13 protein-coding genes and 1 riboswitch are annotated in these 12,205 nt (G+C 39.8%); all 13 genes read left to right on the top strand.

Features of this window, described 5'->3' with window-relative positions; translation table 11 throughout:
* Positions 1–18 precede the first annotated feature (18 nt).
* The 13 genes from Ami3637_RS03285 to hemA all read left to right on the top strand — a co-directional run bounded on the left by Ami3637_RS03285 (position 19) and on the right by hemA (position 12,198).
* Complete coding sequence (locus tag Ami3637_RS03285) at positions 19–915, top strand: site-specific tyrosine recombinase (protein WP_162361308.1); 897 nt, start codon at positions 19–21, stop codon at positions 913–915.
* 198 nt (positions 916–1,113) lie between these two features.
* Complete coding sequence (rplS, locus tag Ami3637_RS03280) at positions 1,114–1,458, top strand: 50S ribosomal protein L19 (protein WP_162361307.1); 345 nt, start codon at positions 1,114–1,116, stop codon at positions 1,456–1,458.
* Positions 1,459–1,568: 110 nt separating this feature from the next.
* A complete protein-coding gene (gene ylqF, locus Ami3637_RS03275) occupies positions 1,569–2,411 on the top strand; it encodes a ribosome biogenesis GTPase YlqF (protein WP_162361306.1) in 843 nt (280 codons plus the stop codon).
* Positions 2,411–3,076: a ribonuclease HII gene (locus Ami3637_RS03270; RefSeq protein WP_162361305.1), complete on the top strand. Its 666-nt coding sequence runs from the start codon at positions 2,411–2,413 to the stop codon at positions 3,074–3,076. The genes ylqF and Ami3637_RS03270 overlap by 1 nt, the downstream gene beginning before the upstream one ends.
* A 139-nt stretch (positions 3,077–3,215) precedes the next feature.
* Positions 3,216–4,892, top strand: coding sequence for a formate--tetrahydrofolate ligase (locus Ami3637_RS03265; protein ID WP_162361304.1), 1,677 nt, complete (start codon positions 3,216–3,218; stop codon positions 4,890–4,892).
* Positions 4,893–4,907: 15 nt separating this feature from the next.
* A complete protein-coding gene (locus Ami3637_RS03260) occupies positions 4,908–5,543 on the top strand; it encodes a cyclodeaminase/cyclohydrolase family protein (protein WP_162361303.1) in 636 nt (211 codons plus the stop codon).
* 8 nt (positions 5,544–5,551) lie between these two features.
* Positions 5,552–6,400 (top strand): bifunctional 5,10-methylenetetrahydrofolate dehydrogenase/5,10-methenyltetrahydrofolate cyclohydrolase, encoded by an 849-nt coding sequence (locus Ami3637_RS03255; protein ID WP_162361302.1) that lies wholly within the window; start codon positions 5,552–5,554, stop codon positions 6,398–6,400.
* Between the two features lie 91 nt (positions 6,401–6,491).
* On the top strand, positions 6,492–7,469 hold the full coding sequence (hemB, locus tag Ami3637_RS03250; RefSeq protein WP_334297046.1) for a porphobilinogen synthase: 978 nt from the start codon (positions 6,492–6,494) through the stop codon (positions 7,467–7,469).
* Positions 7,470–7,508: 39 nt separating this feature from the next.
* Positions 7,509–8,804 carry a glutamate-1-semialdehyde 2,1-aminomutase gene (hemL, locus tag Ami3637_RS03245; protein ID WP_162361300.1) on the top strand — a complete coding sequence of 432 codons (1,296 nt, stop codon included), beginning with the start codon at positions 7,509–7,511 and terminating at the stop codon, positions 8,802–8,804.
* Between the two features lie 90 nt (positions 8,805–8,894).
* A riboswitch (cobalamin riboswitch) is annotated at positions 8,895–9,080 on the top strand.
* 46 nt (positions 9,081–9,126) lie between these two features.
* Positions 9,127–9,291, top strand: a complete 165-nt coding sequence (locus Ami3637_RS03240) for a hypothetical protein (RefSeq protein WP_162361299.1) — start codon at positions 9,127–9,129, stop codon at positions 9,289–9,291.
* A 13-nt stretch (positions 9,292–9,304) separates the two neighbouring features.
* Positions 9,305–10,105 (top strand): sirohydrochlorin cobaltochelatase, encoded by an 801-nt coding sequence (locus tag Ami3637_RS03235; RefSeq protein WP_162361298.1) that lies wholly within the window; start codon positions 9,305–9,307, stop codon positions 10,103–10,105.
* 60 nt (positions 10,106–10,165) lie between these two features.
* Complete coding sequence (cobI, locus tag Ami3637_RS03230; protein ID WP_162361297.1) at positions 10,166–10,858, top strand: precorrin-2 C(20)-methyltransferase; 693 nt, start codon at positions 10,166–10,168, stop codon at positions 10,856–10,858.
* A gap of 44 nt (positions 10,859–10,902) precedes the next feature.
* On the top strand, positions 10,903–12,198 hold the full coding sequence (gene hemA / locus Ami3637_RS03225; protein ID WP_162361296.1) for a glutamyl-tRNA reductase: 1,296 nt from the start codon (positions 10,903–10,905) through the stop codon (positions 12,196–12,198).
* The last annotated feature ends 7 nt before the right edge of the window (positions 12,199–12,205 follow it).

Below are 12,205 nucleotides of genomic sequence, written 5' to 3'. Positions count from 1 at the left end.
AAATTATTGGAGAAAAAAATGAACGATTATTTAGAGCAGTTTAAAAAATATTTAACCACTGAACGCAGGATGTCTGAAAACTCTTTACAGGCTTATTGTAGAGATATCTCAGAGTATAGCAGATTTTTAGAGGAGAAAAACACAGGTAAATTGGTTGATGGCTCAAATACGGAGATTGTATCCTTCGTTCTGAAACTAAAAAATGATGGGAAATCTTCAGCCACTGTAAACAGAAAAGTGGCTTCTTTAAGGGCCTTTTACAATTTTATGATGGCTAAAGGATATGTAAAAGAAAATCCCGTTGTGAACATAAAGTCTCCTAAAATAGAAAGAAAAGAGCTGGAATATCTGACCATTGAAGAGGTGGATAAATTGCTGGCACTACCGGATGACTCTATAAAAGGCCAGAGGGATAAAGCCCTACTGGAACTCATGTATGCTACTGGAATCAGAGTCAGTGAAGTGATAGAAGCAAAGGTTGGAGATATAAATTTAAGGTTAGGGTTTATCACTTGCAACGGCGAACATGGAAAAGCCAGAATCATTCCAATGGGAAGGCCAGCTAGGGCGGCAGTTGAAAATTACATATTTGAAGTAAGGGATAAACTTATAAAAAACAAGGATGAAAATCATCCGGAGGAAGCTTTGTTTGTAAATTATTTTGGTGAAAAATTAACCAGACAGGGCTTATGGAAGATTTTAAAAGAATATGCAGGACAAGCAGGAATTGACAGTAAAATTACCCCTCAGACTCTCAGAAATTCCTTTGCTGTTCATATGATCCAGAATGGGGCAGATTTAAAGTCCTTACAGGAATTAATGGGGCATGAGGATATAACAGCTACACAGATATATTTATCTGTAACTAAAAACCGTATAAAAGATGTATATGACAGAACACATCCAAGGGCATAAAACCTTTTAGACAAATGATTCTAAAGGCTTTTGTAGCGTAAAAAGTACTTGCAATAAAAAGTACTTTATGATATAGTAGATAAGGTTATTACGGACGGTCCTCTGGACATTATAAAATGTTGAAATACAAATATTACTTTAAAGGGATTTACTTTAAAGTTTGCCATGAGCGTCTTGGGAAGGAAGGAGGAAATAACAATGAATGTAATGCAGGCAATTGCACAGGAATACACAAGAAGCGATATTCCTCAGTTTAATGTTGGTGATACTGTAAAGGTGCACATCAAGATTAAGGAAGGTAACAGAGAAAGAGTTCAGATATTCGAAGGTTTTGTTTTAAAGAAGCAGAACGGCGGTATCAGCCAAACTTTCACCGTTAGAAGAATTGCTTCTGGCGTAGGAGTGGAAAAGACATTCCCTATTAACTCACCAAAGATTGATAAGGTTGAAGTTGTTAAGAGAGGCGATGTAAGAAGAGCTAAGCTTAACTACATGAGAGAAAGAACTGGTAAGGCTGCTAGAATTAAGAGCAAGCACGAATAGTGAAAATTGAGGGATCCCTTTCCGGGGTCTCTTATTTTTTTAGAAATATTGATAATAATAACAGGTAAGTAAATAATGTAATAAAAATATTGCATTTTAGAGGTGAAAACATGATTGAAAATATAAACTGGTATCCAGGGCATATGAAAAAAACAAGAGAATTAATACAGGCAAATCTTAAAATGGTAGATCTGGTTATTGAAGTAATTGACGCGAGAATACCGGTTTCCAGCAGAAATCCTATCATCAATGACTTGATAGGCGGAAAACAGAGAGTAATTATTTTAAATAAAATGGATCTGGCTGATAACAGGGAAAATGACCGATGGACAAGACTGTTTAAAGAAGAAGGGCATTTTGTAGTGCCTATGAACTGTATGAATGGAAGTGGTGTATCCAGTCTGTTAAGCCTGCTTACCAAATATCAGGATGCCAGAAATGAAGAGTTGTCCAGAAAAAGAACTTTAAGGATGATGATTGTGGGGGTACCCAATGTAGGGAAATCCTCATTAATAAACAGGCTTTTAGGCAAAAAGAGCGCTAAAACAGGGGATCGTCCGGGAGTTACAAGAGGAAAGCAATGGCTGACTCTGGCTAACGGAATGCAGCTTTTAGATACGCCGGGTATTTTATGGCCAAAATTTGAAGATCCTGAGGTTGGGTTAAATTTAGCCTTTTGCGGATCTATCAGAGATGAAACCATGGATCTGGCCTCTTTAGCCCTTGAACTGATTGGCGTATTGCAGGAAGAGTACCCGGAGAAATTAATGGAAAGATACAAACTTATAGAGCTTGGGCTAATGCCATTAGATACCATGGAGGCTATTGCTGTAAAAAGAGGATTTATATTGTCAGGAAAAAGAACAGACTATGAACGAACTGCAAGAACTGTTCTTGACGAATTCAGAGCAGGAACAATAGGAAAAATTACTTTGGAGCGTTGTGAGGAATAATGAACGAAGAAGAAAAAAATGCATTACTGAAAGAAAAGCTTGCTGAGATGAAAAGCTATGAGGACGGCCTGTACAAAAAAGATATTTGCTTTATAGCGGGGGTGGATGAAGTAGGAAGAGGGCCTCTGGCAGGCCCTGTGGTTACAGCTTGTGTTGTGCTCCCAAAAGATTTTGATGTACTGGGAGTGGACGATTCTAAAAAACTGTCAGAGAAAAAAAGAAATGAATTATTTGAAAAAATAAAAGAAAAAGCCATAGTTTATGCTATAGGCATGGTGGATAATCACATAATTGACGATATTAACATATTAGAAGCCACGAAACGGGCTATGAAGGAAGCTATTTTAAAAGCCGATGAAAAGCTGAGGAAACGAAAGGAAAAGGGCATAGAACATATATTGATTGATGCCCTGACTCTGAAAGATGTAGATATCCCTCAGACCGGTATTATAAAAGGGGATGCCAATAGCGTGTCTATTGCTGCAGCCTCTATTCTGGCAAAAGTAACAAGAGACCGGATGATGATTGAATATGCTGAGAAGTATACTGATTATGCTTTTGAAAAAAATAAAGGATATGGAACCAAAGCACATTATGAAGGCATAGATAAAGCAGGAATTTGCGAAATACATAGAAAGACTTTTCTAAAGAAAATTTTGCCTTAGAACATTAATTTTTCCCATTTAAATATTCTGTTAATTGTTGACAAGTTTTTTAGGAGAAGGTAAGCTATTAAAGTAAGAAATCAGGTATTGGCAAATGAGAATTTATAATTGCAGATTATGAGAAAGGTTAGGGCCTAATATGGAATTTAAGAGTGACATTCAGATTGCACAAGAAACAGAGGCGCTTCACATTGATGAAATTGCCAAAGTTGCCGGAGTGGATGACAAGTATCTGGAGCTTTATGGGAAATATAAAGCTAAAGTTGACTATAATATTTTAAATGACAAAGCAGATGTACCAGATGGCAAATTGATTTTAGTGACAGCTATTTCTCCAACTCCTGCAGGAGAGGGAAAAACAACCACAACCGTTGGATTAGCTGATGGACTTAAGAAAATCAATAAGAATGTCCTTGTTGCTTTAAGAGAGCCATCGCTTGGCCCTGTTTTCGGGGTAAAGGGTGGAGCTGCCGGTGGTGGTTATGCCCAGGTAGTTCCAATGGAAGATATTAACCTTCATTTTACGGGAGATATGCATGCCATAGGTGCTGCAAATAATCTTTTAGCAGCAATGCTGGATAATCATATACAACAGGGAAATGAGCTGAATATTGATCCCAGAAAAATCACCTGGAAACGTTGCGTGGATATGAATGACCGACAACTGAGATTTGTAGTGGACGGCTTGGGAGGAAAACCCAATGGATCTCCAAGAGAAGATGGTTTTGATATAACGGTAGCCAGTGAAATCATGGCTATCCTGTGTATGTCTAAAGACATTGATGATCTTAAAGACCGAGTGAAGAGAATTATAGTAGGGTACTCTTATGATGATAAACCAGTTACGGCAGGTGATTTAAAAGCTCAGGGAGCCATTGGTGCACTGCTTAAAGATGCATTAAAACCTAATCTGGTACAAACCCTGGAACATAATCCTGCATTTATTCATGGGGGACCTTTCGCTAATATTGCCCATGGATGTAATTCGATTATGGCTACAAGAATGGCTCTTAAACTGGCAGATTATGTGGTTACTGAGGCCGGCTTCGGAGCAGACCTGGGAGCGGAGAAATTCCTGGATATAAAATGCAGAGCTGCCAATATTAAGCCTTCTGCAGTAGTTATCGTTGCTACAGTTCGTGCTTTAAAACATCACGGTGGGGTTGCAAAAGCAGATTTGAATCAAGAAAATCTTGATGCTCTTGAAAAGGGACTGCCTAATTTATTGCAGCATGTTGAAAATATTACCAAGGTGTTTAAATTGCCGGCAGTAGTTGCAATCAATGCCTTCCCTACGGATACAACTGCAGAACTTGCTTTGGTTGAAGAAAAATGCAGAGAGCTTGGGGTAAAAGTTGCGCTGAGTGAAGTGTGGGCCAAGGGCGGTGAAGGCGGTAAGACTCTGGCTGAAGAGGTTGTAAAACTGTGTGAACAGCCAAATGATTTCTCATACAGCTACTCTCTTGATATGAGTATTGAAGAAAAACTAAATGCTATTGCCACTAAAATTTATCATGCGGATGGGGTTGCATTTACTCCTAATGCAAAGAAACAGATGGCTCAGCTGGAACAGCTTGGATTTGGAAATATTCCAATTTGTGTGGCAAAGACGCAATATAGTTTTTCAGATGATGCAAAATTATTGGGTGCTCCAAAAGGATTCATATTAACGGTAAGAAACTTAAAGGTATCCGCAGGAGCCGGTTTCATTGTTGCCTTAACAGGGGATATTATGACCATGCCAGGATTGCCTAAAGTTCCGGCAGCAGAAAAGATTGACGTGGACAATACTGGAAGAATTTCAGGTTTGTTCTAGAAAGGAATAGATGATATGAATTTTGTTAAAGGTTCATGTGAAGATTTTGTAACAGTACTTGCAAGTAAAGAGGCAGTACCCGGAGGAGGCGGTGCATCTGCATTAGTAGGTGCAATAGGTGCCGCTCTGGGAAATATGGTGGCTTCTCTGACCATAGGTAAGAAAAAATATGCAGACGTTCAGGAACAGATGTGCCATTTAAAACAAAAGGCGGACAAAATCCAGAAAGAGCTGCTTATACTTGTGGACAGAGATGCAGAAGTGTTTGAACCTTTAGCTAAAGCTTACAGCATGCCCAAAGATACTGAAGCAGAAAGAGCAGAGAAGGACAGGGTTATGGAAGCCGCTTTAAAAGAAGCCTGTTCAGTACCCCTAGAAATCATGCATAAATGTGGAGATGCTATTGAGCTTCATAAAGAATTTGCAGAAAAAGGCAGTGCTTTGGCGGTAAGTGACGCCGGGGTGGGAGCTGTTTGCTGCAAAGCGGCATTACAGGGAGCTAGTCTGAATGTTTTTATTAATACGAAGGCCATGAAAGACAGGGTATATGCGTCCCATATTAACAAAGAAGCAAAGAATTTATTAAACCGCTATGAAATAATGGCAGATGAAATATATAGCAGTGTAACTGCAGAATTAACAAAGGAGTAGAGTAATTTATGGCACAAATTTTAAATGGCAGAGAAGTAGTTGACGCTATAAACGAAAAACTTAGAGCAGAAGTGTCTTTTTTGAAAGAGAAAGGTATAACCCCTACACTGGGAATCATAAGGATAGGGGATAAGGTAGAAGATATATCCTATGAAAAAGGCGCTATCAAATGTGCAGAATCCATTGGTGTGGATGTTAAAAAGTATCTGTTTAAAGAAAGCATTACCCAGGAACAGTTACTAAATGTTATGGCCGCTATTAATCTTGATTTAACCGTTCATGGAGTGATATTATTCAGGCCGTTGCCAGAACATATAGATGATAATACTATCCGTAAGGCTTTACTGGCCTGCAAGGATGTGGACGGTATTACCGACCAGTCCATGGCAGGAGTTTATACAGGGACCGATTTGGGATATCCACCGTGTACGCCGAGAGCCTGCATAGAGATTCTGGATCACTATGGGATTGATATAACTGGAAAAAAGGTTGTGGTTATAGGAAGAAGTCTGGTAGTAGGCAGACCTGCTGCTATGATGGTACTGGAAAGAAATGGGACACCGATTATTTGTCATACAAAAACAGAGAATATGAAAGAAATCTGCAAAAGTGCCGATGTATTAATTGTATCGGCAGGACAGGCTAAAACAATCGGTGCAGACTATCTCAATGAGAATCAGGTAATTATTGATGTGGGCATAAATATGGCAGATGATGGGAAGCTTTGTGGTGATGTAGATTTCCAGGCGGCAGAAAACATTGTAAAGGCCATTACTCCGGTACCCGGAGGAGTTGGCAGAGTAACTACAAGCCTGCTTATGATGCATGTAATCGATGCGGCAAAGAAAACAATCTAAATTTTGGTATATATAACAGCAAATTGGGAAGAGCGGCCTTAATCTAAACGATGGGTCGTTTTTTCTAGGAAAAGGAGAGCAGATTATGGATATGTTAGCAAGGCCCAGAAGGTTGAGACTGGATGAAAGAGTCAGAAACATGACAAGAGAAACCAGAATATCAAAGGATTCTTTAATTTACCCTATTTTTGTAGAAGAAGGAAAGAATATCAGAACTGAAATTACCACTATGCCTGGGCAGAAACGCTATAGTATAGATACTATGGGTGAAGAACTTGAACTTGTTTCAAAAGCTGGAGTGAGGAACATCATTCTTTTTGGAGCACCAGCTAACAAAGATGAATGTGGAAGCGGAGCCTATGATGATCATGGTATTGTTCAGGAGGCTTTAAGGGCAGCTAAAAAGGATTTCCCAGACTTGTATTATATTGGTGATGTATGTATGTGCGAATATACTTCTCATGGACATTGTGGCATAATCAAGGGCGATACTGTGGACAATGATAAAACGCTTCCTTTATTAGCAAAGACTGCTGTATCTCAAGTCAGGGCCGGAGCTAATATGGTTGCCCCTTCTGATATGATGGATGGCAGAGTGCTGGCCATTAGGGAAGCTTTAGACGAAGCAGGTTATGAAGACACCCCGATTATGTCTTATGCGGCAAAGTATGCATCTGCATTTTACGGGCCTTTCAGAGAGGCTGCAGGTTCCGACAATTTTAAGGGGAACCGAAAGACCTATCAGATGGATTATCACAATAGAAGAGAAGCTCTGAAAGAAGTTTTCCTGGATATTGAAGAAGGAGCAGATATTGTTATGGTAAAACCGGCCCTGTCTTACTTAGATATTATAAGAGAAGTCAGAGATCATGTCGATGTTCCAGTAGCAGCTTATAGTGTCAGTGGCGAATATGCCATGATTAAAGCTGCCGGCCTGGCTGGAATGGTAGATGAGGATGCCATTATTGCAGAAACTACTACCAGCATCTACAGAGCAGGGGCAGATATGCTTATTACTTACTTTGCAAAAGAAATTGCACAGATGGTTCAAAGTGGAAGAATTGGATAAGATGAAAAGCGCCCTTTGATGATAACGGAGGAAATATAAATGTTGAACAGCAAGACAGATAAATCAGAACGTTTATTTACAGAAGCGAAAAAGTATATACCCGGAGGAGTAAACAGTCCTGCAAGAGCTTTTCAGGCTGTGGGTACGACCCCCAGGTTTATAGAAAAAGCGGATGCACAGTTTATTTACGATGCAGATGGCAATAAATATATAGATTATATTGGTTCGTGGGGACCAATGATTCTTGGAAATAATAATCCGGGAGTTTTAAAAGCAGTACAGGAAACAATTTTAAATGGTCTGAGCTTTGGTGCGGCTACTGAAAGAGAAATAACCATGGCGAAGCTAGTCTGTGAAATGGTTCCATGTTTTGAAATGGTAAGAATGGTCAATTCTGGTACGGAAGCTACCATGTCTGCTCTGCGTACTGCAAGAGGATATACAGGAAGAAGTAAGATTATCAAATTTGAAGGCTGCTACCATGGACATAGTGACGGACTTTTGGTGAAAGCAGGTTCTGCCCTTATTGCGGAGGGCGGTTCCCCTGACAGTGCAGGCGTTACAGAAAATTGTGCTAAAGATACTCTTACGGCAAAGTATAATGATATGGACAGTGTGGAAAAACTATTCCAGGAGTATAGAGATGATATTGCAGCTGTTATCATTGAACCTGTAGCTGCCAATATGGGAGTAGTTCTTCCCAAAGACGGTTTTCTGAAGCAGCTTCGGGAGATTTGTGATATAAACAAAACTGTACTGATTTTTGATGAAGTAATCACCGGATTCAGATTAGCACCAGGCGGGGCGCAGGAATTGTTCGGAGTGACCCCTGATATGGCTACTTTCGGAAAGATTATCGGGGGCGGCATGCCTGTAGGGGCTTATGGTGGCAAGCGAGAAATCATGGAATGTGTAGCACCAGTAGGAAAGGTTTATCAGGCAGGCACCCTGAGCGGAAATCCTGTTGCAATGGCAGCAGGCATTATGCAGCTTACTAATTTAAAAGAAAACCCAGATATCTATGAGCATATAAATACTTTAGGGGAAAAGTTATATGGCGGACTTGCAGAGATAGTGAAAACAGCAAAGGCAGACTGCACGGTAAACCATATAGGATCGATTGGCACCTTATTTTTTACAGGGGGGCCTGTAACAGACTATATATCTGCCAGAAAGTCCGATTTAAAGCAATACGCAAAATATTTCCAGCACATGCTCAATAATGGAAGTTATTTTGCACCTGCCCAGTTTGAGGCCATGTTCATTTCCAATGCTCATACAGAACTGGAGATAAAAAAGACACTGGATGATGCAGCAAAATTCTTCAATATATAAATAGAATTACGTAAATGTTAACAACAGAATAACTATGAGAATGCATTTAGGGGGTTGTACCACCCCCTATTTTAGTGTTACAATATATGAGACAATTGAAATACTGTAGGTGCCCGGGAATTCCTGCCGGGAGAATAGGGAAGTTGGGTAAAAGCCCACGCGGTCACGCCGCTGTAATGGAGGAGTTGTACTTAATATGCCACTGTGTAAAAATGGGAAGGGAAAGTACAATGTGGATTCCAGAGTCAGAAGACCTGCCTAAAGTATCGGATTCTGTTTAGTTTTATTGACTGCAACAGAAATTACACTTTTTTTACGGACGATGAATAGGTGTAATAAGAGGGGCTTATTGTCAGCTCCCGTATTACGCTGTTCTGATTTCAGGATGGCGATTTTTTTTAGTTATGATAGTAATTTTGCAGCTTCACAGGTAGAAGCAGAATTAAGATGGAAAAGGGTAGTAGGTATGCTGAATATCGCAGCATAGAAAGGTTACATGAATGAAAAAAGCACTATTAATAGTAAGTTTTGGCACTAGCCATAAAGAAACTAGAGATAAAACTATTGGTGAAATTGAAAAATTTATCAGTAAAGCGTATCCGGACCGGGAACTAAGAAGAGCATTTACTAGCAGTATCATTATGAAAGTACTTAAAAACCGGGACCATATTCATATTGATAATGTCACAGAGGCCATGGAAAGGCTGGCCACAGATGGATTTGAGGATGTATTGATACAGCCTACACATATTATTAATGGTGATGAATATGACAAGATGATGGAACAAATAGAACCATTTACTACAAGTTTTGACACTATTCGGGTTGGATCGGCTCTATTAACCACTTCCCAAGACTACGATAAAGTTTGTCATGCTATCATGGCAGAAGTGCCGGAACTGGACATGACTAAAGCCAAAAAAGGAGATTGTGAAAATAAGGCTTTAATACTTATGGGTCATGGAACAGGTCATTTTGCAGATGCTGCTTATGCCGCCCTGGACTACAGATTTAAATCACTGGGGTATGAGAATGTTTTTGTAGGGACAGTGGAAGGATATCCAGATGTGGAGCTTGTTCTGAAACATGTAAAAAAATATAATCCTAAAGAAGTGGTACTTATGCCATTTATGGTAGTAGCAGGGGATCATGCGGTCAATGATATGGCTGGTGATGAGGAAGACTCATGGAAAGTACTGTTTAACAAAGCCGGATATAAGGTATCCTGCATTTTAAGGGGAATTGGAGAATTTAAGGGAATACAGCAAATTTATTTGGAACATACAGTAGATTGTGAATAGACGATTAATGTTGAAAAATAAAGGAAAATAGCGAATAATAATAAAATGCGGAGGATATAGATGGCAAAGTTATACGGGTTAGGTGTTGGTCCCGGGGATCCGGAACTCATGACGTTAAAGGCAGTAAGACTAATAGAGGAGTGCGACATAATTGCGGTTCCAAAGTCTGGTCAAAGCATAAATGTAGCATATACAATAGCAAAGGGAGCTATTCCCGATTTAGATAAGAAATGCATTGTTGAGCTGGATATGCCTATGACGAGAGATAAAGAAAAACTGAAAGCAAGCCATGACGCTGCAGCAGAGCAGGTAAAAAAATGGATTGATGAAGGAAAGAATGTTGTGTTTCTCACTTTAGGGGACCCTACCATTTATTCTACGTATGCATATGTTCATAACAGGGTCAGGGATGCAGGATATGAGACGGAAATTGTTCCGGGAATTCCTTCTTTCTGCGCGGTTTCAGCAAGGCTGAATGACAGCCTGACAGAGGCAGAAGAGGAACTGCACATTATACCGGCTTCTTATGATGGTACAGAAGAAGCGTTACATATGAAGGGGACGAAAGTTCTCATGAAGAGTGGAAAATCTATAGGTAAACTGAAAGAATATATCAATTCCATAGATAATCCTCCCAGTGTTAAAATGGTTGAACGTTGTGGGATGGAAGGGGAACGTGTATTTACAAATATAGATGAAATTGATGAAAATGCCAGTTATTTTTCCGTACTTATTGTCAGAGACAAAAAATAATTCTACTTAACATTAGAAACATAAGTTTTGAAAGGCGAATCAGAATGCGCATTAAAATGGTAGGCATCGATCATAGCAAAGCTTCCCTTGATTACAGAGAGACATTTTCTTTTACAAAAGCTGGAGTAAAAGAAGCTGTTAAAGAGATTAAAGAACGGTTCAGACTAAAGGGCTGTATCCTTCTTTCCACTTGCAATCGGACAGAACTTTGGATTAGTCAGTGCGATAACAAAAAACTGAATACGGTAAACCCTTATGACATGCTTTGTCAGATTAAAAAAATAGATGCCAGCCTGTATGGAGAATATTTTGTAGAGCGTGACGGCAGTCAGGCGGTGGACCACCTTCTTAAACTGGTTTGCGGTTTTGATTCTAAGATATTTGGAGAAGATCAGATTATATCACAGGTAAGGGAAGCATTACAACTATCCAGAGAATGTGGCTGCGCAGACATGGCTCTGGAAAAGGTGTTTCAAACAGCACTGGCTGCAGGGAAACGTGTAAAGACAGAGGTACATATGTGCACTGTTAATCGCTCATCAGCAAGTGATACCATTGATATTTTAAAATCGGCGTTAGGCGATTTAAAGGAAGTTCCCTGCCTGGTTATTGGAAATGGGCAAATGGGAAAGCTTGTAGTTAATATGCTGGCTTCATGTGGGGCATCCGTTTCTATGACATTGCGAAGAAAAATGCATGGAAATGATGAGCAGGAATCCATCGTTCCGGAAAAATGCCAAATGGTTCCATATGATGACCGGATTGCTCAGGTTAGCGGGAAACAGGTTATAGTGAGCGCAACCTTAAGTCCCCATTATACTCTCCGTCTGGAAGATGTAAAGGAACTTTTGAAGCAACCGTATATCAGTGGCAAAACAGATTCGGAGGCAGACAGAAAATATTATCTATTTGATTTAGCTGTTCCAAGAGATATTGATCCTGAAATAGGCAAAATGCCCCATGTTAAATTGTACGATATAGATTCCATGAACAGCGGAGGAACCAGGGAAGAAAATGAAGAGCAGGTCCAGCTGGCCATGGATATTCTGGGAGAGTACCAGGAAGAAATTAACAGATGGTTTGAATTCAGACATTATATTCCGAAGATTAAAGAGATTGTAGACATGGTATCAGAGGACACCGTGCAGAGATTTATAAGCAAGTCTTCTGAAATGGAGGAATATGATTCAGAGAACTCTGTTGAAGCAGCAGAGGCGTCTGTAAAAAAGGCTACATCTAAATTGCTGTATGGTCTTCGTGAACAGTTACCACAGGAACTTTGGGAGGAATGCCTGGAAGCATTACACAGGTCAGCATCCAGGGAAACTCTTAAACATTAGATAACAG

The sequence above is a fragment of the Aminipila terrae genome (assembly GCF_010120715.1).
GTDB classification, from domain to species: Bacteria; Bacillota; Clostridia; order Peptostreptococcales; family Anaerovoracaceae; genus Aminipila; species Aminipila terrae.
This window is presented reverse-complemented; position numbering and strand designations above follow the sequence as displayed.